The sequence below is a fragment of the Pseudomonas sp. KU43P genome (assembly GCF_033095865.1).
In the GTDB taxonomy this organism is placed as follows: domain Bacteria; phylum Pseudomonadota; class Gammaproteobacteria; order Pseudomonadales; family Pseudomonadaceae; genus Aquipseudomonas.
The window spans coordinates 3546860-3566865 of record NZ_AP019365.1 but is presented as its reverse complement, the minus strand read 5'-3'; the positions used below and the strand labels follow the sequence as shown (position 1 = coordinate 3566865).

The 20006-nt window shown below is 54.9% G+C and carries 24 protein-coding genes and 5 pseudogenes; 17 read left to right on the top strand and 12 right to left on the bottom strand.

The window, feature by feature from the left end; genetic code table 11:
• The first annotated feature begins 417 nt into the window (after positions 1 to 417).
• From KU43P_RS16205 to KU43P_RS16185, 5 genes and pseudogenes are all read left to right on the top strand, one after another.
• A complete protein-coding gene (locus KU43P_RS16205) occupies positions 418 to 816 on the top strand; it encodes a DUF6957 family protein (protein ID WP_317658367.1) in 399 nt (132 codons plus the stop codon).
• 53 nt (positions 817 to 869) lie between these two features.
• On the top strand, positions 870 to 1073 hold the full coding sequence (locus tag KU43P_RS16200; RefSeq protein ID WP_317658366.1) for an MbcA/ParS/Xre antitoxin family protein: 204 nt from the start codon (positions 870 to 872) through the stop codon (positions 1071 to 1073).
• A 124-nt stretch (positions 1074 to 1197) separates the two neighbouring features.
• Positions 1198 to 1989, top strand: a complete 792-nt coding sequence (locus KU43P_RS16195) for a hypothetical protein (RefSeq protein ID WP_317658365.1) — start codon at positions 1198 to 1200, stop codon at positions 1987 to 1989.
• Between the two features lie 141 nt (positions 1990 to 2130).
• A pseudogene (locus tag KU43P_RS16190) lies at positions 2131 to 2858 on the top strand (metallophosphoesterase).
• Between the two features lie 195 nt (positions 2859 to 3053).
• On the top strand, positions 3054 to 3383 hold the full coding sequence (locus KU43P_RS16185) for a hypothetical protein (protein ID WP_317658364.1): 330 nt from the start codon (positions 3054 to 3056) through the stop codon (positions 3381 to 3383).
• A gap of 302 nt (positions 3384 to 3685) precedes the next feature.
• Here the strand turns inward: KU43P_RS16185 and KU43P_RS16180 are convergent, their stop codons facing one another.
• Entirely contained in the window at positions 3686 to 4678 is a 993-nt protein-coding gene (locus KU43P_RS16180; protein WP_317658363.1) for an NAD(P)H-dependent flavin oxidoreductase, read from the bottom strand.
• 420 nt (positions 4679 to 5098) lie between these two features.
• Between KU43P_RS16180 and KU43P_RS16175 the strand changes: the two genes are divergently transcribed.
• A complete protein-coding gene (locus KU43P_RS16175; RefSeq protein ID WP_176515459.1) occupies positions 5099 to 6238 on the top strand; it encodes a glutathione-independent formaldehyde dehydrogenase in 1140 nt (379 codons plus the stop codon).
• A gap of 73 nt (positions 6239 to 6311) precedes the next feature.
• On the opposite strand, the gene KU43P_RS16170 is transcribed toward KU43P_RS16175, so the two are convergent.
• From KU43P_RS16170 to KU43P_RS16160, 3 genes are all read right to left on the bottom strand, one after another.
• Positions 6312 to 6560, bottom strand: coding sequence for a hypothetical protein (locus KU43P_RS16170; RefSeq protein ID WP_236193381.1), 249 nt, complete (start codon positions 6558 to 6560; stop codon positions 6312 to 6314).
• Between the two features lie 79 nt (positions 6561 to 6639).
• Complete coding sequence (locus KU43P_RS16165) at positions 6640 to 7104, bottom strand: hemerythrin domain-containing protein (protein ID WP_317658362.1); 465 nt, start codon at positions 7102 to 7104, stop codon at positions 6640 to 6642.
• A 140-nt stretch (positions 7105 to 7244) separates the two neighbouring features.
• On the bottom strand, positions 7245 to 7748 hold the full coding sequence (locus tag KU43P_RS16160) for a CinA family protein (RefSeq protein ID WP_317658361.1): 504 nt from the start codon (positions 7746 to 7748) through the stop codon (positions 7245 to 7247).
• Positions 7749 to 7945: 197 nt separating this feature from the next.
• Between KU43P_RS16160 and KU43P_RS16155 the strand changes: the two genes are divergently transcribed.
• Positions 7946 to 8107 carry a hypothetical protein gene (locus KU43P_RS16155; protein WP_317658360.1) on the top strand — a complete coding sequence of 54 codons (162 nt, stop codon included), beginning with the start codon at positions 7946 to 7948 and terminating at the stop codon, positions 8105 to 8107.
• A 51-nt stretch (positions 8108 to 8158) separates the two neighbouring features.
• Here the strand turns inward: KU43P_RS16155 and KU43P_RS16150 are convergent, their stop codons facing one another.
• Positions 8159 to 9016, bottom strand: a complete 858-nt coding sequence (locus tag KU43P_RS16150; RefSeq protein ID WP_317658359.1) for an SDR family oxidoreductase — start codon at positions 9014 to 9016, stop codon at positions 8159 to 8161.
• 267 nt (positions 9017 to 9283) lie between these two features.
• On the bottom strand, positions 9284 to 9541 hold the full coding sequence (locus KU43P_RS16145) for a transposase (RefSeq protein ID WP_317658358.1): 258 nt from the start codon (positions 9539 to 9541) through the stop codon (positions 9284 to 9286).
• Positions 9542 to 9718: 177 nt separating this feature from the next.
• On the opposite strand from KU43P_RS16145, the gene KU43P_RS16140 reads away from it, so the two are divergent.
• Positions 9719 to 10243, top strand: a complete 525-nt coding sequence (locus KU43P_RS16140) for a hypothetical protein (RefSeq protein ID WP_264317186.1) — start codon at positions 9719 to 9721, stop codon at positions 10241 to 10243.
• Between the two features lie 58 nt (positions 10244 to 10301).
• Here the strand turns inward: KU43P_RS16140 and KU43P_RS16135 are convergent, their stop codons facing one another.
• Positions 10302 to 10841 (bottom strand): type 1 glutamine amidotransferase domain-containing protein, encoded by a 540-nt coding sequence (locus tag KU43P_RS16135; RefSeq protein ID WP_317658355.1) that lies wholly within the window; start codon positions 10839 to 10841, stop codon positions 10302 to 10304.
• Between the two features lie 323 nt (positions 10842 to 11164).
• Positions 11165 to 11429 (bottom strand): annotated as a pseudogene (locus KU43P_RS16130) (short-chain dehydrogenase); the annotation flags it as partial.
• Positions 11430 to 11627: 198 nt separating this feature from the next.
• Here KU43P_RS16130 and KU43P_RS16125 point away from each other — a divergent pair.
• From KU43P_RS16125 to KU43P_RS16105, 5 genes are all read left to right on the top strand, one after another.
• Entirely contained in the window at positions 11628 to 11912 is a 285-nt protein-coding gene (locus KU43P_RS16125; RefSeq protein ID WP_317658354.1) for a DUF6555 family protein, read from the top strand.
• A 1-nt stretch (position 11913) separates the two neighbouring features.
• Complete coding sequence (locus KU43P_RS16120) at positions 11914 to 12117, top strand: hypothetical protein (RefSeq protein WP_264317317.1); 204 nt, start codon at positions 11914 to 11916, stop codon at positions 12115 to 12117.
• A 17-nt stretch (positions 12118 to 12134) separates the two neighbouring features.
• The gene (locus KU43P_RS16115; protein ID WP_133973325.1) at positions 12135 to 12359 is read left to right on the top strand and encodes a DUF2188 domain-containing protein; all 225 of its coding nucleotides are present in this window, start codon (positions 12135 to 12137) and stop codon (positions 12357 to 12359) included.
• Complete coding sequence (locus tag KU43P_RS16110) at positions 12356 to 12790, top strand: DNA methylase (RefSeq protein WP_317658353.1); 435 nt, start codon at positions 12356 to 12358, stop codon at positions 12788 to 12790. Before KU43P_RS16115 ends, KU43P_RS16110 begins: the two co-directional genes overlap by 4 nt.
• A gap of 83 nt (positions 12791 to 12873) precedes the next feature.
• On the top strand, positions 12874 to 13311 hold the full coding sequence (locus KU43P_RS16105) for a response regulator (RefSeq protein ID WP_317658352.1): 438 nt from the start codon (positions 12874 to 12876) through the stop codon (positions 13309 to 13311).
• Here the strand turns inward: KU43P_RS16105 and KU43P_RS16100 are convergent.
• Positions 13308 to 13724 (bottom strand): annotated as a pseudogene (locus tag KU43P_RS16100) (low affinity iron permease family protein). The gene KU43P_RS16105 and the pseudogene KU43P_RS16100 overlap by 4 nt on opposite strands.
• A gap of 163 nt (positions 13725 to 13887) precedes the next feature.
• Between KU43P_RS16100 and KU43P_RS16095 the strand changes: the two are divergent.
• A pseudogene (locus KU43P_RS16095) lies at positions 13888 to 15221 on the top strand (cation:proton antiporter).
• 15 nt (positions 15222 to 15236) lie between these two features.
• Here the strand turns inward: KU43P_RS16095 and KU43P_RS16090 are convergent.
• The gene (locus KU43P_RS16090) at positions 15237 to 15617 is read right to left on the bottom strand and encodes a response regulator (protein WP_264317192.1); all 381 of its coding nucleotides are present in this window, start codon (positions 15615 to 15617) and stop codon (positions 15237 to 15239) included.
• A 185-nt stretch (positions 15618 to 15802) separates the two neighbouring features.
• Between KU43P_RS16090 and KU43P_RS16085 the strand changes: the two genes are divergently transcribed.
• Positions 15803 to 17350, top strand: coding sequence for a histidine kinase dimerization/phosphoacceptor domain -containing protein (locus tag KU43P_RS16085; RefSeq protein WP_317663843.1), 1548 nt, complete (start codon positions 15803 to 15805; stop codon positions 17348 to 17350).
• Between the two features lie 458 nt (positions 17351 to 17808).
• On the opposite strand, the gene KU43P_RS16080 is transcribed toward KU43P_RS16085, so the two are convergent.
• Positions 17809 to 18192, bottom strand: coding sequence for an NUDIX domain-containing protein (locus KU43P_RS16080; RefSeq protein WP_317658351.1), 384 nt, complete (start codon positions 18190 to 18192; stop codon positions 17809 to 17811).
• A 298-nt stretch (positions 18193 to 18490) separates the two neighbouring features.
• On the opposite strand from KU43P_RS16080, the pseudogene KU43P_RS16075 reads away from it, so the two are divergent.
• Positions 18491 to 18799: pseudogene (locus tag KU43P_RS16075) on the top strand (NUDIX domain-containing protein); the annotation flags it as partial.
• A gap of 69 nt (positions 18800 to 18868) precedes the next feature.
• Here KU43P_RS16075 and KU43P_RS16070 read toward each other — a convergent pair.
• Complete coding sequence (locus KU43P_RS16070; RefSeq protein ID WP_317658350.1) at positions 18869 to 19027, bottom strand: hypothetical protein; 159 nt, start codon at positions 19025 to 19027, stop codon at positions 18869 to 18871.
• Positions 19028 to 19231: 204 nt separating this feature from the next.
• Between KU43P_RS16070 and KU43P_RS16065 the strand changes: the two genes are divergently transcribed.
• Positions 19232 to 19996, top strand: a complete 765-nt coding sequence (locus KU43P_RS16065) for a DUF72 domain-containing protein (protein ID WP_317658349.1) — start codon at positions 19232 to 19234, stop codon at positions 19994 to 19996.
• Positions 19997 to 20006 lie beyond the last annotated feature (10 nt).

The window sequence follows — 20006 nt, the reverse complement described above, 5'->3', positions numbered from 1 at the left end:
GAAATCCAGCGATTTTGAGCTGTTGGCTAGCCAGCAGTCACCAATAGAAACAGCCCCGGGATCAGTGCCTGCCACTGTGGAGCGGGCGATGGCCATAAATTTTGGCATCGCTATCACGGGGTTCCTCTGCTGCGCTTTCTACGACCATTCAATCAATTGTCTGGTGGGCATTGTGTATCGCGAGAGCCGCGGCCGGTTCCGAGATGGTTCGACAATCCGAACGTCTCCATTGGGACGGCGCCTAGAGCATGGTGCGTACCATCTGTTTGAGACGAGAAATGGAAGCGTCTATGTCGTTTGCGACTGGGCGCTGGAAGGCGGAAGCCCTCAGTTCGAGGGCGCCCTTCACTAAGGCCGGCATATCCCGCAACGAAGCGATGCAAGATGTAGCGCGCTAAGACGAAACAGGTAGGTACAGTGGAAGCAGCGTTGGTAGCAGACTTTTTATACGGATACAGCTTTCCCCTGGAAGGGGATGGCCAACCAGATGACGTGATTGTGGATACGGCATGGACAAATAATAAGGGCCGACCATTTTATGTTGTCCGGGATTGGCTCCTACTCGACATCATGGTGCCTAGCGATGTTGAAGATGATCTCAATGCTATGGGCCTACAGCCAACGGTGGTTTTTGCCAATACTGTGGTGTACGACAGTAGAGTTCGAGGCTCCCGAGTAGGTGCAATTCGCTCTAGCTTCCAGCGTATACTAGATGGTTGCACTTTTGAAAGCATGCACACGAGTTACATCTTAGCCGGGCCAGGGACAAGAAAACATGTGAGCCTTCCTGCACTACAAGCCTTGGAAAATGCATGAACGTAGCCAATGTGCCATTCGCCCGATAGACATGATCATAAGGCGAAGGAACTATGAAAACGGAAACGAATTTTGAGGAGCTGATTCGACGTCAGGCCGAGCAGGTGTTTGGCAGCAAAGCCAAGGCCGATGCCTGGTTGGCTCGGCATCACATCGCACTTGGGGGGGTAGCTGCACTGGAGTGCGCATGCAATGAGGCTGGATATCGGAGAGTGAAGGCTTCGCTCGACCGGATTGATCAGGGATATGCCTGTTAATGTGACCGATGCTGTAGATCTAGTAGATCTACTAGATCTGGTTGGTTCCAAGCTACAGGTACACCCAGCCGTGAAGTGATGCTTTTTACCATCGGAACTACTTAGGCGAGGCCATCCGAATATCATGAAAGGTTTGGACTCCTCTGATTTGCAAAACGAGTTATCTACCACTGTGAACCCCTCGACGGTAGCTAGCTTGGGCACCGGTTCCGGCGATATCGACGCTGAGGTCAGAAGTGATGAATGGGCTCGGTTTTGTCTTCGGCATCGGGCGGTAGACGCAACGTCCGAAATTGCCAGTCCTCGCGTTGAGCTTCCCCAGATTGATGGGCCAATGGAGGTTCGAATTGCGGTCAGTTTTTCTGGCGGTAAACAAATGAACTGCGCGCTGTTTATCGTACCGTTAGGTGATATCGACCCGCCCCACGTTAGCTCCTGCCACATGGGTGAAAATCTAACCTTGAGGGGAGGGAGCTGTTTGCTAGTCCCAGTCTCTGATGATGTTAAGTGGGTAGATAAAACATGGCCTAAATCGATGGAGGGACTGAACGCCTTTGTTGCCAATGTGACTGACTCGCCACGATTTTTGGAGGCGTGGGTCATGGAAAGGAGCCGCGAATCTAACAAATTGTTGATGGTGGTGGTCATCCACGGCAATGTTTGCTATGGATATTTGCTGGGGGCTCCAAAGCCTGGCGGCTTTAATGAGACCCGTGTGATCCCTATCTTCTTCGAGCAGGTTTGCGAACTCACAAGTGATCCGCCCGTGTTGATTGAGCTGGAGCTCAGTGCCAAGAGCCTCGAGGCGCTAATCAGACATGCCCGTCAATTACTGTCCCAGCCTGAGCGTGCCCAGGAAGATCGCTATTTGCGTGATGGGCTCCGCATACTTCTCAAGTCGGTTGAGCGGTGTTGAACAGGCGTGATCAGGTTTCAATGGTAACACTGCTGCTGTTGCTAAGTGCTTTCGCAAAACCTTCAAGTAACTATCAGTAGCTGGGTCTCCATGGAGGCTCCGGAGACACGATTAGCCCTCGGACAGGACGCTGCTGACTCGATGAAAATTTTGATTTACTCAGATCTGCATCTCGAGTTCGCTGACTTCGAACCTCCCGCGACGGATTGCGATTTGGTTGTTCTAGCAGGCGACATCTCGGTGCGTAGTCGTGGAGTGGTCTGGGCCAACGACACCTTCACCTGTCCAGTGATCTACGCCAGTGGCAACCATGAGTTCTACAAAGGCCACATAGATCGAACACTTACCAAGATGCGTGATGCCGCTGCAAAACATGTTCATGTCCTAGAGAACCAGTGCCTAGTCATCGGCGACATTAGGTTTTTGGTAGCAACAGCGTGGACAGACTTCACTGCGACCGGAGACTACAGGGCCGCGATGAGGGAGTGCGCCGAGTGGATGAACGACTTTAAGCGTATCCGGATCGGAGAGGGATACAGCAAACTTCGTCCTGCTGACCTCATCGCCCGAAACATCACCACTCGTGTTTTTCTGATGTCCGAGCTCGCAAAGGATTTTCAAGGAAAGACCGTGGTGATTACACATCACTGTCCGATCCGAGAGGTCGCGGGTGATGGCCTCAAGGTCACCTAGGTGCAGCCTACTTTAATGAGTGGCATGACCTTGTTGCCCAGGCTGACGTCTGGATATTCGGCCATACGCATCATGCAGTCGACACAATCGTCTCGGGCTGCCGGGTCATTTCAAACCCGCGTGGATACCCAGGAGAGCGCACCGCATTCTTGCCGGATTTCACCGTTGAGGTTTGACAGGGGGACGTTTGCAAGTGTGGGTAATGTCAGTGTTGGAAGAGCTGAGGTTAGCTCAGTTCAACATTGAGTATCACAGTAAAGCTGAATATTTTCATCGAGATTGTCGGAGGGCGCTTGAATGTCCGGCATAGCATAGAGAAGCACGATAGTGAGGAACTCTCTAAATTTCAGGCTATAGGACTTCTTTACCATATGCTTGATTACATCGCTCATCTAAATCCAGAGCTCGAACATTCAGCTCTTGGCGTTGCCCGAGAAATTTTCGGTGGTGAAGGGTGGACGGACGAAGTCATTGGGCTGTTGTTAGCAGCAGAGAGCTGGGAGAGCCGGATGAGTGCGGCCTGGCATGCAGTGGACGATCAGGCCAGGAAGAGTGCGCTTTCGTTGGATTACCAGTCGTTCCAAAACTACTGGCCTAGCTTGGATTTTTGTCAGTCCGAATGGCGCGCCCGAGCAAAGAGCGGATCTGTCGCATTGGCTTTCCAAAGCATCCAGGCAACCACGACTGCTTTTTTGCACTAATTGGACGCTCATTGCAAAGCTAAGAACGCCGAAGACTCACGCTTCTGCTGTGGTGGATGTCATCAACGATCAGTTGCCAGCGCTGTCTCTGCCGGCGACCGATGGGGTCGGCAGAGAAGAAAGGAGCTTTCAGAAGATTTTCGTAGTAGCCAGAAACGGGTGGATTGCTCAAGTAGGGCGCTACTCGGTTAAACATGGCCCGAGGTTATCATGCGTTTATCTATTCGCCTGTTACTGGCCGGCCTAGGAATATTTTTCTCGCACCGAAGCTTGCGAGATAGTGGTCACCAACACATGAGGTTTTACACGGTCAGGCCATTCAAGCGCTGCATTGCACGCTGCGCATCGTCAAGAATGTCATCGAGTATCTGTTCGACTGGCTGTACTGCATTCGCAAAAACCGCCGATGGCCCGAAGTCGAGCATACCGATGCTGCTGTCACCCGTGAGGTAGGCCTGGGTGGTTAACGTGCCCATGACATGTGGGCGGTAGTGTTCAAAATCGCTGGAGCCCATCGCATCTATGGCAGCCACGGCTTTCGCGCTTTCGTTGTTCAAAACCCGGTGATGTTGGCGTAGGCCGGTCTTGACGATGACGCTGTCCGTGCCATCGCTGTTCACCAGTAGATCCTTGTACTGGCGGTGAATCCACAGCTCTTCCGATACCAGCATCCTGGTGCCCATCAAGATCGCGTCAGCTCCCATCACGAGGGTGGCGGCTAGTTGGCTGCCTGTTCCCATTCCACCGCCAATTACCAGGGGTTTGGATAGCTCCCGTGAAGCCTGAGGGGCTTGCACCATGCTGCTGATGCCGTAGGTTCCTGGATGACCTCCGGAATCGTTGCCAACAACAATCACGGCATCAACGCCTAAGCGTTCGGCTGACCGGGCATGTCGGACAGCTGAAACCTTGTGCAGCACTTTGATGCCGCACTCGTGGAGGGCAGGAAGGATTGCCTCGGGGCTCCCACCGGAGGTTTCGACGCAAAGGACGTCTTCTTCAGCCAGGATTCTCACCTGCTCCTGCAAGCGACTTGCAGCATTGGGCTGACCTGAAATGTAAAGGTTCACGCCGAACCTCTTCCCAGAAGCCAGCTGCCGGCATTTGCGAAGCTCCTCGCGAAACTGCTCCGAATCAGGGTAGGCGGAAGCAACTATGAACCCCATTCCTCCCGCGTTGACCACTGCTGCGACATACGTCGCGTCAGACACGCCTGGCCCCATGCCTCCGCAAAGAATGGGGTGGCGGATGCCGAGCATTTCAGTGATCCGGGTTTTGAACAATGGGTTTCGCATAGGCACTCCAGTTCGTTCACGATACAGAGAGCGGGCAGTCCAACCTGTGAATAAGAGGTGGAACCACGTGATAGTTCCGCACGTAGGTGGCAGGCATCTGCTTTTTAGCTGAACATCCGTTCAGTAGTAAAGCAATTTGACGTCGACATGGATCTTGAGGGCTGCGCAGCATCGGCGGGGACGGTACGAGCCTTCGCTGACGCTAGCCGTCGACATGGCCGGCTCTATCGATGTTGAGTCCACTAAGGCATCCGGTACTGCGTTCCGGAATTCGCTGTCAATCAGTTGCTTGGGGTGAGAGCGACAGCATTTAGCGCCACCGGTCTGACCCCACCATCACCTCGCTGAACGTACTGGCTCACCAGTTCGCCTGAACAGAGTAGGGCGGATTTCTGCCGCCCCTGATTTTGGGAGTTCAGCATGAAAGCAATCGTGTACAACGGCCCACGTGACGTCGCGGTTAAGGATGTACCAGACGCAAAAATCGAGAAGCCAACGGATGTGTTGGTGCGCATTACCACTACCAACATCTGCGGTTCTGACTTGCACATGTACGAAGGCCGTACCTCGTTTGAGGTTGGACGTGTATTTGGCCATGAGAACCTCGGTGAGGTAATTGAAGTTGGTGAGGGGGTTGACCGGGTCAAGGTCGGTGACAGGGTCTGCCTGCCGTTCAATATCGGCTGCGGGTTCTGCGAAAACTGTGAAAAGGGGCTCACCGGATTCTGCCTTACAGCCAATCCTGGTGCTGCCGGCGCCGCTTATGGTTTCGCAGAGATGGGGCCATATCAAGGCGGTCAAGCCGAATTGCTGCGCGTCCCGTATGCCGATTTCAATTGCTTGGTATTGCCGGAAGATGCCGAGGAGCGTGAGGACGACTACGTCATGCTCTCGGACATTTTTCCGACTGGTTGGCATGCAACAGAGCTGGCTGGTCTGCTACCAGGCGAGAGCATTGCGATTTACGGCGCAGGGCCTGTCGGCCTGATGGCGGCTCATTCGGCAATCATCAAAGGCGCATCTCAGGTGTTCGTCATTGACAACCAGCCGGATCGCCTGCAACTCGCCGCGCAGCTCGGGGCAATCCCAATCAACGCAGTCGAGCAAAAAGCAGTGGAAGAGATCATGAACCTGACCCACGGCAAAGGCACCGACCGAGGTTGTGAGTGCGTGGGTTACCAGTGCTGCGACAAGCATGGCCATGAAGCGAACTACCTCACTATGAACAACCTGGTTGCTTCAACCAAAGCCACCGGCGGCATCGGCGTGGTTGGTGTGTTCGTGCCAGAAGATCCTGGGGCGAAAAACGAACTGGCGAAGGAGGGCAAGATGGCCTTCGACTTCGGAGCGTTCTGGTTCAAGGGTCAACAGATCCGTACAGGTCAGGCGAATGTGAAGGCCTACAATCGCCGCCTCGCTGAGCTTATCCATCATGGGCGCGCCAAGCCCTCGCAGATCATTTCTCATCGCCTGAAGCTGGCTGAAGGCCCGGATGCCTACAAGCACTTCGATGCCCGCGATGATGGTTGGACGAAGGTTGTGCTCAAACCTGCTGCTTAAACCGCTTACTTTGCTTCCAAGGAAGGAAGCGAGCAAGTGAGCAGAACTCCCCGTATCTGCCTACCAAATCCAGTCAACTGCTTACCTCCTGTTGCGTGTTCTTGTGCCACCCTCGCAAATTCATGGCGCAGAGACAAAACTGCAGGATAATCAACGCCCAGGCTCCTGCTTGCCAGCCCCACACGGCCCACAGCACGTTGCTAGTGATGAAACAGCAAAAGCCGATTTTTCTTCTCCTGGGACGGCCCGACCCAATGCACCACGCTGCGAGCACTGTCATAAGCATGGCAGGCCATTCCAACAACCCAATCCAGTGTTCCATGAAGCTCACCCCAACAGCTCGTTTGATATCTGCAACTGGATACCTGCCAGCGTCGCGGAGCTGGCAGGTAATCGCTTCATCAGGCCGCGCGCTGCTCACCCTTCAGCATCTTCTTCTGCGTTTCCATGGTTTGCCCAAGCTCCTCCAGGATCTTCTTGCTGAGTAGCTTCTTGGCCGTCGGGAAGAGTTCGCTTTCTTCTTCCTCGATGTGATGCTCCAGCAACTCTTTCATGACCTTGACCCGCCCGGCGAATTCGAGGGTGCCGGTTTCGGTATGCAGGAGGTCGGGTAGGACGAGGGAGTCGACAGTTCTGTGCTCCTCCTTAGCCTCGTAGTACATTTTCGCTTCTTCCTTACCGCCGGCTTGCTTGATGGCCGGGTAGAGGATTTCTTCTTCAAGCCTTTTGTGGATCTGCAGCTCCTGCTCGATTTTGTGCAGTAATTCACCCCGCTTCTTCACCGCCCGCTCAGTGGTGGTCGACAGTTCTTCGAGCAGCTTCTTCACCAGCTTGTGGTCTTGAATCAGTAAATCGATGGCGTTCATGGCGTACCTCATCATGGACAGATGAAAGAACTTGCTTGTGGTTGAGTCATGGCCACGTATCACGGTTCAATGGCGACGATGTTTGGCAGCGGAGCATCTTTGGCAATCAATATCGGGGCATCCGGCACACGCACATGCCTTCAGGCACGCTCGCCGCGAAGCCAGCGCTGGTGATAGTGGGAAAGTCGGGTAAGTCCGAAAAGTGCGCCTTGCCGCATGACCTCAGAGCGCTCGCCGAAGAAGCGCTGAGTGCGGGTGAAAACGGCTACCGGTTCACCAGCAAACGCCCAGGCGAAACACATAGTGCCTGGCGGTATGCCTGATTCCGGTGACGGCCCAGCTACGCCGGTGGTGGCGATGACCACGGTAGCATCACTGTCCCTCAAGGCGCCCAACGCCATTTCCCACGCTACGGCTTCGCTCGTCAGTCCGTATCGCTCGATAGTCTCCGCGCTGACGCCCAGCAAGCGCTTCTTGGCGCTTGGGGAGTAGACAACATAGCCGCTTTCCAGCACTTCGCCCGTGCCAGGTACAGCTGCCAACATTGCCACCATGCAACCCGCCGTGCATGACTCTGCGGTGGTCAAAATCAACTGGTTGTCTTTGAGGTAGCCGAGCGCGGCCAACACGGGGTCGGTTGCCATTTGAAGTTCGACTCGCTTGTAGGTCTCCGGTGGACGGATCTCAGCGACTATTGGTTCCTCCCAGCGACTGCCCGCCCATCCCGCTTTGCAATTCTAGCCTGAACTTTACTTGGTGATTCGGCTTCCCTTACTTGAAGGGGCGGGCACCGTGAGTGTCTGTGCTACTGCCACTGAGTGAAAAAGAGTAGGAGGGCAGCATGAATAAAGAAGCGCATTCAGAGAAGCCGAGCTCACAACCCGAATCAAAAGGTGAGGAAGAGCGGGACAATGATGCTCATCGTCCTGACGGCTCGACCGGTACCTCTCATGATTCCACAGCACAGAAAACTGCGCGTGACCATGGGCATCACAAGCGTTGAAGTACAAGTGGCCGGGTAGAAGGCTCACCAGATTGGCGAGCTTCAGCTACTTCACAGGATCGGTTTACCACCTGTGACGGCATAGCGTGACCCACTGATATAGCTGGCCTCGTCGGAACCCAGCAGCACGTAGATCGGTGCAACCTCGACGGGCTGTCCCGGGCGACCCATGGGGTAGCCCGAACCGAAGTTCTTCACGGCCTCATCGGGCATGGTCGCCGGGATCAGGGGCGTCCATATAGGGCCAGGAGCCACGCTATTGACCCGAATACCTTTCTTTGCCAGCAGTTGGGCCAAGCCAGCGGTGAAGTTGGCAATCGCGCCCTTGGTCGCAGCGTAGGCCAGCAGGCTGGGGGATGGATCGTCGGAGTTGACCGAGCTGGTGTTGATGATCGATCCGCCTTTTGGCATCGAGGGCAACGCGCGCTGGCAAATCCGGAAAATGGCGGTGATGTTAGTATCGAAGGTCTTTACCCATTCATCATCGTCAATCTCGTCCAGACTCTCATGAGCCATCTGGAACGCGGCGTTGTTGACCAGAATATCGATACGACCGAACTGCGCCACGGTCTTGTCGACGATGTCGTAGCAGTGCTGTTTCTGCGCTAGGTCGCCGGGCAGTAGCAAGCACTGCCGGCCAGCAGCCTCAACCCAGCGCGCGGTCTCTTGCGCGTCTTCATGTTCATCCAGGTAAGCGATGGCCACGTCGGCCCCTTCACGGGCGTAAGCAATCGCTACTGCTCGCCCGATACCGCTGTCTGCGCCGGTGATGAGTGCCATCTTGCCTTCAAGTCGATAGTGGCCGGTGTACGACTGCTCACCACAATCTGGATAGGGCTCCATCTTGCGTTGTGAACCAGGAACACTTTGCGCTTGGGAGGGAAATGGAGGAGTAGGGTAATCGCTCATGGGGGAAGGCTCCTGCAGTTGAGAACGCTTGTTACCGTTCGAACGGAGCGAGGGGCCGACGTTGAGATGAGTTCAGGGTTTGAACGACGGGCGGTCACTCCTTCTATTTCCATTGAATTATCGGGAATTGGTCGGCTCTGAACTGGTCAAGTAATCCTGGACACTGATTAAGGTTTACGCCGTCAGCTTCTCCGCTTCGACGGGTGCGGCTGATCCCAAGCACGCGACAGCACTCGTTGACGCCGTACTGCTCACCCAGCTCATCGATCAACGCGAGTGATCTTTGGCGTCCAAAAGCAGGAGAGCACTGGCCTTTTTTAGGATTTCGATATCCCGATCTTTCTGCTTGAGCAGGGCTTTGAGCCGTTGAATTTCTTGTTGATCGGCCGTAATCGCCTTGGCCCCCACCGGGGTTACGCCCTGGCGCTCCTGGCGCAATTGGTCGACCCAGCGGCGCAGAGCAGTAGGGCCGATATCCAGGCTGGCACACACCTCGGGAACTGGCAGGCCTTCGTCCAGCACCATGCCAGCAGCCTTCAGCTTGAACTCATTCGAGTAAGATTTACGCATATCCAAACACCTCAGGTTTGGGCGCCATCATAGCGCCCGATTGAGGTGTCCAGAATTATTAGGCCAGTTCACTCTACCGCTGACCCGTGTCGCGCTTTCTGTGTGAGGCTCCACCATTAACCGGAGGGTCAAGTGCCTCGAATCATCACCCCCAGCACGCCCGAACATGAGATCGATCAGCAGAATGCAAAGATGTTCGGTACCCCAAAAGAGCGCCTGGATTTCTATCGACGCGAAATTCAGTACGAGACCACCATCCTGGCCAATCGTACAGATGCCTATCTCGCTGCCCAGTCGTTCCTGGTCATCGCTTTCGTTTCTTCGATGGGCAACCTGAATCAGAGCTGGGGCGAGATGTTTACCGTGATGGTACCGGCGTTTCTCGCACTGCTCGGCGTGCTGAGTTCGCTGAACGCCTGGCCAGGCATCCGCGCTGCGTTCCGGATCATCGAGCACTGGCAACTGAAGCAAAGCCATTTACTGCGCAGTGAGCCCATGATGGGGTTGGCCTATGACGAATCGCCGTTGTTCTGCGAAGCGGAAACCTCGCAGGCGGGGCACCGCAAATCGCTGCTGTTTTCCCTGCGCACGCCCTGGATTTTTCTCGGTTTCTGGGTCTTGCTGGGTACCTATTCGGTTTACATCCAGCTGGCGTGACCCGCGCCCTCCATGCGCCTTGAAGCATCACCGAAGGGCGCGAAGCAGAAAGCTGGACTCAGCCTGCCAGTGCTTTGATCAACTGTTCGTTGAAAGCAGAAATATCGTCCGGCTGGCGGCTGCTGATTAGGTTGCCGTCCACCACAACTTGCTCATCCACCCAATTGCCACCCGCATTGCGAATGTCGTCTTGCAATGTCTTGTAGCTGGTCATGCGCTTGCCTTTGGCTAAGCCACTGGACACCAGCAGCCAACCTCCGTGGCAGATGACGGCCAGCGGCTTGCCAGCCGCGTCGTGGCTCTTTACTAGGTTCTGGGCACCGGGGATCAAGCGGATCGTGTCAGAGTTCTGCACGCCGCCTGGCAGCACCAGAGCATCATAGAGATCGAGTTGGGCACTTTCGAAGGTTGCATCAACGGCAAATTCGTCGGCAGGCATGTCGTGATTCCAGCCACGCACCGTACCTTCCTTGTCAGCGAGGATGTCGATCTCGGCACCAGCTTTCTGCAAAGCCTCACGAGGCCCGGTGAGCTCGATCTGCTCAAAACCATCAGTCACCAGGAAGGCCACGCGTTTGCCACTCAGTTGTGCATTCATCATTGAATCTCCATTTTCGATAAGCCTGACAGGGAAGGCCTTTGGCCAGGCGCGAAGTTCAAAGGCGACGCCTCAACGGCGTGGACGTTGGGCATGAGAAATGAGAAGTCCCGCGAGCAAACCGATGACTGCCGCACTCAGCAACAGCGGTATCTTGTCTTTAGGGGTTAGGCCGATGCCCTCCATGCTTCCTGACCTATATGTTGGCGTGAACAGATTCTCGGAGGACTCCAGCGCGTCGGAACTGCGGTTCAATGGTGTGTCCGGATTGGACTGAGCGACGGGCTCAACCTCCTCAGCCGTGGCGCTGACGTCCAATTGGTTCAGCTTCAACGCTGTGCCGTCCACCAAGGTGAGGGTCAGGTTTTCAATGTCTCCCGCTGCGCGACCTGGAAAAACCGGTTCGCCTGCAGCATCGAGGTTGTCGTAAATGAAGCGCTTGCCCTCCAGCCAGCCAACGGCTGTGAGTAACTCGGGGCCGAGGTAGTATTTTCCATCGAGGAAGAAGCCTGGAAACTGGTGAGCGCGTTCGACGTTCTCCACGGAGTAACGCTCACCCGCCTTCATGCCTGTTGTTGGATCAATCATGACCACGACCTCCGTATGCTGGTATAGCCATGGAGGTTGCCGAGGCAGTATGTGTTCCTAAGGGATGACCAATGGACTTCAGTCCAATCTGTTGGTGCGTGGCCGGTATTTGAGCGCAGGGTCTGCCGTCTGACTTTTGAATTGAATTTTTAAGCGTACATCCCGCTCAGTAAATATGGGTCAAAGGGAGATACGCACGTGGCGGGGCAGCAATTATTCGTGATCGATTACACACTCCATGGCGAGAGCCGAACGTTCATTATTCGCTTGGAAAAAATGGACAACCTCGTGGCCTGGCACTGGGCCAGTTGCGATGCCGGCGTTGGCATCATCCCAAGGTTCAGTCAGCAGAAGATCAAGCTGGTCAGTCGTCCCATGGCAGAGCGCTACGGCATCGCGAACGTGAAGTGGCGACCTGCCGGCAATGGCCCTGAGTTTGTTCCACAACCTATCGATATCGGCAAATTCTCAGGCGCTTCATAAGATGCTTGGTGCTTTGCAGCCGACCAATTTTTCAGGAGGTGTTGTGATGCAGCCGAAAACTGAAGGCTCTGAAGAGAAGGGGCCGAGCGACGTACCCTTCATCAATGATCCGGAAAAGCCCACGTCGCCACCTTTGAATGATGCTGATGCCACGGATGCAGCTGAGGCAGATGAAGACATCGAGGATGACGGCCAATCCATTTAAGCCGGAAGGAGCACACGATGGACAACTACCACCTTAGCCCGACATCGGATGGCTGGGAGCTGAAGAAAGCCGGTGCCGAACGGGCGTCCAAACGAGCTGCGACGAAGCAGGAACTGGTCAGTGCCCTTGCAGATTTCTTTGATGGCAAGACAGCGTCTGTGAAGATACACAAAGCGGACGGCACGCTCGAAGAGGAACGCACCTACCCACGCTCAGCTGACCCTCGCCGTAGCAAAGGTTGAAGACCGTAACTGCCTGTGACCTCGGCATTGAGTTTACGAATGTCGGTGGTGTGTTCAGATGGTTGCTGGCCAGCTTTCTCATGGGCAAGCGCATACGTTCTTCGGTCGCCCTGAGGGCGTATCGGATACTTGTCGATGAGCAGGGGCTAGATACGCCGCAAAAGCTTTCGCATGCTACACATGCGACCCTTGTGAGGCTGCTCGGGCAGGCTGGGTATGCGCGATACGATGAATCCACTGCCCGACGATTGCATGCCCTTGGCAAGAAGGTAGACGCGGAGTTGGGGGTTCAACTTGAGGCGCTGCGGGAAGACCCAGGTGGTGAAAGCTTCAAGCGCTGGCTATTGAGCTTCGAGGGTATAGGCCCCAAGACATTGGAGATATTCATGAGAGAACGCCCATTCCACTTAACGATGTTCGAAGGCCATTGAGCAGAAGGTGGCCTTTAGCCTCCATCGACGAGTGGACAGATGAGTGAAACACTCGATGATTCAACTATGGACTGGAGAGGGTGATGAAGCTCGACATCGAGGGTTTGTCGCTGTCAGGGAAGACAGTAGTTGTCGTGGAAGATGATCCAACGCTTCAAACCCTGCTGGTGGAAATCCTGATCGAGTTGGGCGCTGCCTGCGATGCGTTCGATAACGCCGAAGACGCCTTGATTCACCTGATGGGGCTCAAGAGCGACTGTTCGTTGATAGTTGTCGATCACGGTGTTCCTGGAAGTATCAAAGGCATGGAGTTCATCTCCATGGCCCACGAAAGGTGGCCTGGACTGCCCGCCATCCTGACCTCTGGTTACCAGCTTGATGCTTCTCAGGTCACACCACCTGTCACTTACCTGTTCAAACCATGGTCAATTGACGAGCTCGCTGAAGCTATTAACCAGGCGCTCAGCTCTGCAAGTGTTCCTCGAGTTCTGCCCGCATCGTCCGACCATAACGCTCGTTAGCGCTGCAGGTTGTCTCGAGCTGCATCGTCCGCCCGCTGCTCACTAGGCAGTTGGTGGGGCGTCACGCAGTGGCTGCCCATCGCCTGATATTCCTTGCGAAGTTTATGGATCTCTCGATTGTCGAGCGCTTCAAGATCAAGCACCGACTGCTCTGTTGATTTCGTAGCACGGATAAGCTCGTCGAGCTTGACGTGAATGATGTCGTTGTCTCGGTTTTAGGTATTCTGAATCAGGAAAACTATCAGGAATGTGATGATGGTGGTCGACGTATTAACGATGAGTTGCCAGGTATCGTTGTAGTGAAACCAGGGCCCGGATGCAGCCCATATGGCAATCAGTACCACGGCGATCAAGAAGGTACTCGGTTTACCGGCGTGGTTAGCGAGCGATTGGCAGAACTGGGCGAATTTCATGACGATTTCTCCACTGCGACGTATGGGTTTGATCGCAGAGGAAATTTGAAATCTTTTTTACATTTCGCGGCGATGATGGGCGACTGTAGTAAGCGCAGCGGAACGACGTGTTAAGCCAGAAAGTCAAAACGTAACCGAAAATTCTCCCAAGGCTTCTGCGCAGATGACCTTCATCGTCTGGTTCGCCATGCTGGGTGCAGTGCTTCTGCTGCTCTCGCTTTCATCCTCATACCTGCGCTGGATCCCAGTTACAACGTCCGTTGTGTGCCTTGGCTTAGGTATGGCTCTGGGAACAGCGGGCCTGGGTTTCCTACAGCTCGACTTGAGCAAGTCGAGTGGCTGGATGGAGCACCTCACCGAAGTCGCGGTGTTGTTTTCGTTGTTCTTCAGTGGCCTGAAGTTGCGCTTGCCCTTACACAATCGCAGTTGGTTGAGCGCTTTCTATCTGGCGGGGCCGGTCATGTTGCTCTGCATCGGTGGTGTAGCGCTGGTGTTGCATTACGGCCTGAGCCTGGGGTGGGGAGTATCCGTTCTGATTGGAGCTATCCTCGCACCCACAGACCCTGTGCTGGCAACCCTGGTGCAGGTGGTTGATGCCCAAGATGATGATCCCGTCCGTTTCAGCCTGTCCGGTGAGGCAGGGCTCAACGATGGAGTGGCTTTTCCCTTCGTCATCCTCGGCCTGTTCCTGCAACAGGATACCGGCCAAGCCTGGTTCTCAGACTGGTTGCTCAAGGACATGCTGTGGGCAGTCACTGCAGGTCTGCTGCTGGGTTACTGGATGGGGCGTGGCTTGGGCAAGTTCACGCTTTTCTTGCGGTTGCGCAACGATGACAGCACCGTGTCGCCCAACGACTATCTCGCCCTTGCCCTGATCGCGCTTGCTTATGTGAGCGCCGAGGCTATTCAAGCTTATGGGTTTCTCGCAGTGTTCGCTGCGGGCCTCGGTTTGCGCCAGGCGGAGGTTCAGACCTCAAATAGTCCCGAGGATCCAGCTGCAGAACATCTGGTACAGCCTGTGGTAGGACACCAGCATGTCGCGCCGGAGCTGGCTGTCAAAGGTGATGTGGAAGGGCTCGATGATTCGCAGGTGGCAGCGGGCTCATGTTGGGGGACATGTTGGCATTCGGCAGCTTGATCGAACGGGCACTGGAAGTGTTTCTCGTCACCATGCTCGGGGTAGTGCTTATTGAACATTGGGAATGGTGGGCAGTGCCGGTTGCGGGCGCTTTGTTCTTTGTCATTCGGCCCGTAAGCATTCTGCTTTTCCCGGCTCGGGAAATGCTGGATATCCGTCAGCGCGGGCTTTTGGGTTGGTTTGGCATCCGAGGTATCGGCAGCTTCTACTACCTGTTCTATGCCCTCAATCATGGGCTGCTTCCCACCTTGGCCGCACAGAGCATCAGCCTGGTTTTGTCGGTGGTGGCGTTGAGCATTCTGCTACATGGATTGAGCGTTCAACCGCTGCTTGCCAAATACGAAGCATGGAAGGGGTAAGCAGTGTTCTTTGAATCAAGCTTCTACTTGCGGCGGGAGCGTTACTAATTTGTTGATCAGCGAGGCGAGATCAGAAATCTCCCAGGGTTTGGGTAGAAATGCTGTCCGAGCGGGCAGCAAACCGGTGTCGATTACGGCGTCGCCCGAAGTCAGAATCACTGGCAGGGTAGGCCACCGACGCCAAATTTCATGTGCCAGGCCCAAACCGTCCATGCTTCCAGGCATATGGATATCGGTCATCACCAAGCTAGGGACTTCTTTATTGCAAAGGTAATGCAACGCCTCGTCAGCATTTGCGCAGCACGTCATAGCAACGGCGTAGAGTGACGAGAGGCTCTCGGCAGTTAGGTCTCTTAGGAGATCGTCGTCTTCCACAATGAGGATGGTTTTCGGCATCTAGGGTTTGCCCGCGGGTCATATGCATTAGGGCTCTGGGCCTCTACGCCGTTGCTCCGGGGCGATGAGTGGTGCGCTAGGCGCCGTCATGGATTAGCGGCTATGGTAGGAAAGCGGTAAGCGAACCGCCTTTGTACGCCCTGAAAGGATTCTGGGCGTTTCCCGTTAACCCGGAAGGGAAGAGTATGCAGCAACTACCAGTGGACGAAACAATCCGAGCGGCCTTGAAGAAAACTCATGCGCGCTTGCACCGCCAACATGAGCTCGTGGTCGAGTTTGGCGTAGAGTCCCTGAAGGCTGCGGACTTGGATCTGTTGCTGACCCGTGCATGTGAAGTAGTCGCTGAAGGGATGAGCACTCGTTTTTCCAAGGTGCTCCAGCCAGCAGAGGACGGGGAAGGGTTTGTTCTGACCCACGGCGTTGGCTGGGATGCTTCTGACATCGGGCAGGCAACCGTGGGCGGCGATGTGGCTAGTCCCGCTGGCTATGCATTGGCCACCTACAGGCCTGTACTCTCTAATCATTTGGGTATGGAAAACCGCTTCCGTACGCCGGAGCTGCTGAAAAAATATGGAATCGAACGGGCCATCAATGTCCCGATCCGGGGTGTGCTGAGTCCGTTTGGTGTACTGGAAGCCGACAGCAGCAACGGGGACGATTTTGTAGAGAGCGATCTGGTATTTCTGGAAGGCATCTCGAACGTCATTTCCATGGCTGTCGAAAGAATATCTTCAGGCGTGGATGTTCCAGTTCCCGACCCTTATTCCGAGACGATTCTGAACGCAAGCCCTGATTGGGTGGACATCCTGGCCCCGAGCGGTGAGATCGAGTTCATGAATGAAGCCGGGCTGACATTCCTGAATACCCAACTGACCAGTGTTAAAGGTCAGCGATGGTATGACTTGTGGCCTGAGGAGTCGCGATCCCTTGTTTGGGAGGCGGTAGCTAAAGTAAGCGCTGGCGAAACCATGAGGTTCGAATCGTACTGCCCAATCGCTCCCGATGAACCCAAATGGTGGGACGTGACTGTCGCACCGATCATGGGCTCAGATGGCCAGGTGGAACGGATCATAGCTGTATCGCGGGATATCACTGAGCGGCACCAGTACGAAGCTCAACTGCTTTCCCTCATCGATGCACAGAACACAAAGCAAAGCCGGAGCGACTTATATCTCGAAGAAATCCACCATCGCGTCAAAAATAGCCTTCACCTGGTAAATACACTGCTGTTACTTCAGGCCAATCTCACGCCAGATACGGCAGTGAAGTTACAGCTTGAAACTGCCGCAGGACGCGTGGTGACCATTGCCAGTGTTCACGAGCGGCTTTATCAGGCCGCCGAAGCCCAAGAGGTTTGCGCTCGCGATTACCTGAATGCTCTGTTGGGTGATCTGGGCAAGGCCTTGGCCGACCGACAAATTCAATTGGAGGCTGACGACTTCGTCCTGCCACCAGAAAGAATGGCGCCTTTGGGGTTAGTGATCTACGAGTTGATCACCAACTCCCTTAAGTACGGCAAAGGCTCCATCGACGTGATCGTCAAGCATGTCGGCGATCATGCTCAGCTTACCGTCAGGGATGAGGGCGACGGCTTTCCTGATCATTACCCTAAGCCGACAGGAACTGGGCTTGGCATGCGATTGGTCAAAAGCTATTCCGGTTACGGCAGCGCGGCAGTAGTGGTTGATCGCCAAGATAGTAAAAGCTGCATCCATGTCCGATTTAAGCTCTAGACGCGAGAGGGGCGCGTCTACGCGCTGATGGCACTTTGCCAAATGCGTATGGTCTCGTATCAAGTCGAATTGATCTCGAGTATCAACATTGAGGAGTTGGGATGCGAACCTTGGGGTGGCTTATGACTGCTTTGGGCTGTGCTGGGCTTTTCGGAGCGTTAGCCCTGATAGTCGTTATGGCTTTAGGACTACATGATCGCTTAGGGATAAGCCTCATCCTAACGGTTGTTTCATTTACGCTAATGTTTATCGGTTGGAGGCTGCGAGCGAGAGGCAAACCTTTGTTGCCCATTTTGCTGTCTCCCTGAGACAGCTCGACTCGCCCGGAATCATAGGCTCAGCGAAGTCTTTGGCTCGCCCGACCAGCGCTCAAACCTGTTCTTATTGAGAATGGGCGAGTCGTTGTTCCGGTAAAGCAGGTGGAACCCTCATTTTGGCAATGCTACTAATTGGGGAAACTATCTGTTGGCGGCAATAAATCCCTCCCGCCGGAGCAGTTCTATGTTCGTAGGTTTTATCAAAATGCGGGAGATCTCATGGGGCGCGAACCAGCGACACTCGACTATTTCGTGCGAAGGCCGGGGTATCGTAGGATCAGCTAAGGCCATCCGATACAGCCAATGCTCTTCAGATTGCAGAACGTGATGCCCCAGGAACTGAGGGTCAGTGAGTTCCAGACTGGTTTCTTCCTGTAGCTCACGACGTGCCGCGTCAAGTTGAGTTTCGCCTGGATCAATTTTGCCGCCAGGGAGAGACCACTCTGGGGCCTCCTTTCGCACAAGCAATACCTTGCCAGCCTGCAGGCAGATGACGGTGGAATGAAGCTCTCTCGATGGATTCATCACGTGTCCTCCCTTTGACGGAAGGCTCTCATGATCTGATGAAGTTCAATTGAGGCGTCGAAAGGCGTTCGACCTACGCGAGCAGGGTATTATACGATTCGGCGCCGATAACTGAACGTTGCTATCGTTATGCTGGTCATCTAACCGACACAAGGACGATCTAATCTCGGAAAGGAACCTGCCGGATCTAGGCCAGCCAATTACAAAAGGGCAGCGCATGAAGGCAATGGACACTGCTACAGCCAAACGCAAAGGCATCAAATTGCGCGCAACGGTGATCTAGCGCAAAGACGGTGAGGTATTGTTTGTTCGCAAACGCAACGCCAAGTGGAACTTGCCAGGGGGACGCGTTGAGCGTGACGAGACGCCGCTCGAAGCGGCAATGCGCGAGATGGTCGAGGAAACTGGCCTCGCGTTCGATGAGCTTCGCTACCTGACGATGTACCGGGAAGACAAGGTCATCCACTACCTGTTCGAAGCTCGCAAGGCCTACGACAAGCCGCGCCCCCGAAACGAGATCGAGTCGTGCCGTTGGATCAAGGCCCGAGATGTTTCAAAGCGCCGGGTGCGGCGTCCGATCAAAACTATCCTCAAGCGCTGCGCGTGATCAGAGCAAGGTCTGCTTACCCTCGGCCAGAGAGTCGACTGGGCTGCAGCCTCCTCGTGTCACGAAATATCATTCAGCTTTTTCGTCATGGGTATCTACGTCTGGCTTCTGCATTTGCAGCGAAGCTTTGCTGCGGTTGGCGTCTTCATCGACATGCTTAGGCTCATCAAAACAACCCTGCAGGAGCAGAAGGCTGATACTCAGCAGAAGAGGGCGACCGAATGTCATGGGTGTTTCCTCCTGTCGGTCAGGCAAGGGTGCCCGATACAAGCAGAGGCAACTGACCTTAGCGCGAAGTTCATCCGAGTTCGCTTATTGGTGGCCGTGCCCAACTGGAACCTTCCCTCGAGACGCTTTCTCGAAGGGATTAAGACCGATTGGATATCTTCCGGCTGACTAAACCAGAGTGCTAGGTGCGACGGGAGAAACGCAATGATGTACCTCGGCTGCGCTGGCTGGAGCGTGCCACGCCCCTACGTCCAAGACTTTCCGCACCTCGGCAGCCACTTGCAGCGTTATGCCGTCCGCTTTGGCGCGGTAGAAATCAACAGTTCATTCTATCGACCACATCGGCCTCAGACATATGCTCGCTGGGCTGCTTCGGTGCCCGAGGGGTTCAGATTTGCGGTCAAACTGCCGCAGGCCATCACACACGAATGTCGTTTGAGCGGATGTGAAGCACTGTTGGATGCGTTCCTAGAACGATGCGGCCAGCTACAAGCTCGCCTCGGTTGCCTGCTGGTGCAGTTGCCCCCATCGCTGGAATACGAGGAAAAAGTCGCCCAGCATTTTTTTGAATCCCTGCGTATACGCTATCCAGGGCCTGTGGCAATTGAGCCCAGGCATTCATCTTGGCGGGCAGCACATTCCATGCTTTTGGAATTTCAAATAGCCCAGGTAGCCGCTAGCCCGTCACGTTTCGAAGTTGATGCGCTACCGGGTGGCTGGCCAGGGCTGGTTTATTGGCGGTTGCATGGCGTGCCCCGCATTTATTACAGCGCCTATTCCGAAGAGTATCTTCAACGTCTGGCAGCACAGCTCGAGGTCAGCATCACCAAAAACGTGCCCGTCTGGTGCATTTTCGACAACACCGCGTCAGGCGCTGCGCTCGGGAACGCCCTAGCTATGCAGAGCTACCTCATGCAGCGAACTCAATTTGCTCCGCATCACATTGAGGTAGGCCCTATGAGTGACTAAGACGAGAAGG

Excerpts from the sequence above, each read along its gene's own strand:
- KU43P_RS16070 (WP_317658350.1), bottom strand. The coding sequence starts at position 19,027 with ATGACATTCGGTCGCCCTCTTCTGCTGAGTATCAGCCTTCTGCTCCTG.
- KU43P_RS16150 (WP_317658359.1), bottom strand. The coding sequence starts at position 9,016 with ATGAGCGATTACCCTACTCCTCCATTTCCCTCCCAAGCGCAAAGTGTT.
- KU43P_RS16105 (WP_317658352.1), top strand. The coding sequence starts at position 12,874 with ATGAAGCTCGACATCGAGGGTTTGTCGCTGTCAGGGAAGACAGTAGTT.
- KU43P_RS16160 (WP_317658361.1), bottom strand. The coding sequence starts at position 7,748 with ATGGCAACCGACCCCGTGTTGGCCGCGCTCGGCTACCTCAAAGACAAC.
- KU43P_RS16145 (WP_317658358.1), bottom strand. The coding sequence starts at position 9,541 with ATGGTGCTGGACGAAGGCCTGCCAGTTCCCGAGGTGTGTGCCAGCCTG.
- KU43P_RS16175 (WP_176515459.1), top strand. The coding sequence starts at position 5,099 with ATGAAAGCAATCGTGTACAACGGCCCACGTGACGTCGCGGTTAAGGAT.
- KU43P_RS16090 (WP_264317192.1), bottom strand. The coding sequence starts at position 15,617 with ATGCCGAAAACCATCCTCATTGTGGAAGACGACGATCTCCTAAGAGAC.
- KU43P_RS16170 (WP_236193381.1), bottom strand. The coding sequence starts at position 6,560 with ATGGAACACTGGATTGGGTTGTTGGAATGGCCTGCCATGCTTATGACA.
- KU43P_RS16195 (WP_317658365.1), top strand. The coding sequence starts at position 1,198 with ATGAAAGGTTTGGACTCCTCTGATTTGCAAAACGAGTTATCTACCACT.
- KU43P_RS16115 (WP_133973325.1), top strand. The coding sequence starts at position 12,135 with ATGGACAACTACCACCTTAGCCCGACATCGGATGGCTGGGAGCTGAAG.
- KU43P_RS16080 (WP_317658351.1), bottom strand. The coding sequence starts at position 18,192 with ATGAATCCATCGAGAGAGCTTCATTCCACCGTCATCTGCCTGCAGGCT.
- KU43P_RS16065 (WP_317658349.1), top strand. The coding sequence starts at position 19,232 with ATGATGTACCTCGGCTGCGCTGGCTGGAGCGTGCCACGCCCCTACGTC.
- KU43P_RS16120 (WP_264317317.1), top strand. The coding sequence starts at position 11,914 with ATGCTTGGTGCTTTGCAGCCGACCAATTTTTCAGGAGGTGTTGTGATG.
- KU43P_RS16085 (WP_317663843.1), top strand. The coding sequence starts at position 15,803 with ATGCAGCAACTACCAGTGGACGAAACAATCCGAGCGGCCTTGAAGAAA.
- KU43P_RS16155 (WP_317658360.1), top strand. The coding sequence starts at position 7,946 with ATGAATAAAGAAGCGCATTCAGAGAAGCCGAGCTCACAACCCGAATCA.
- KU43P_RS16185 (WP_317658364.1), top strand. The coding sequence starts at position 3,054 with ATGCTTGATTACATCGCTCATCTAAATCCAGAGCTCGAACATTCAGCT.
- KU43P_RS16180 (WP_317658363.1), bottom strand. The coding sequence starts at position 4,678 with ATGCGAAACCCATTGTTCAAAACCCGGATCACTGAAATGCTCGGCATC.
- KU43P_RS16135 (WP_317658355.1), bottom strand. The coding sequence starts at position 10,841 with ATGAATGCACAACTGAGTGGCAAACGCGTGGCCTTCCTGGTGACTGAT.
- KU43P_RS16200 (WP_317658366.1), top strand. The coding sequence starts at position 870 with ATGAAAACGGAAACGAATTTTGAGGAGCTGATTCGACGTCAGGCCGAG.
- KU43P_RS16165 (WP_317658362.1), bottom strand. The coding sequence starts at position 7,104 with ATGAACGCCATCGATTTACTGATTCAAGACCACAAGCTGGTGAAGAAG.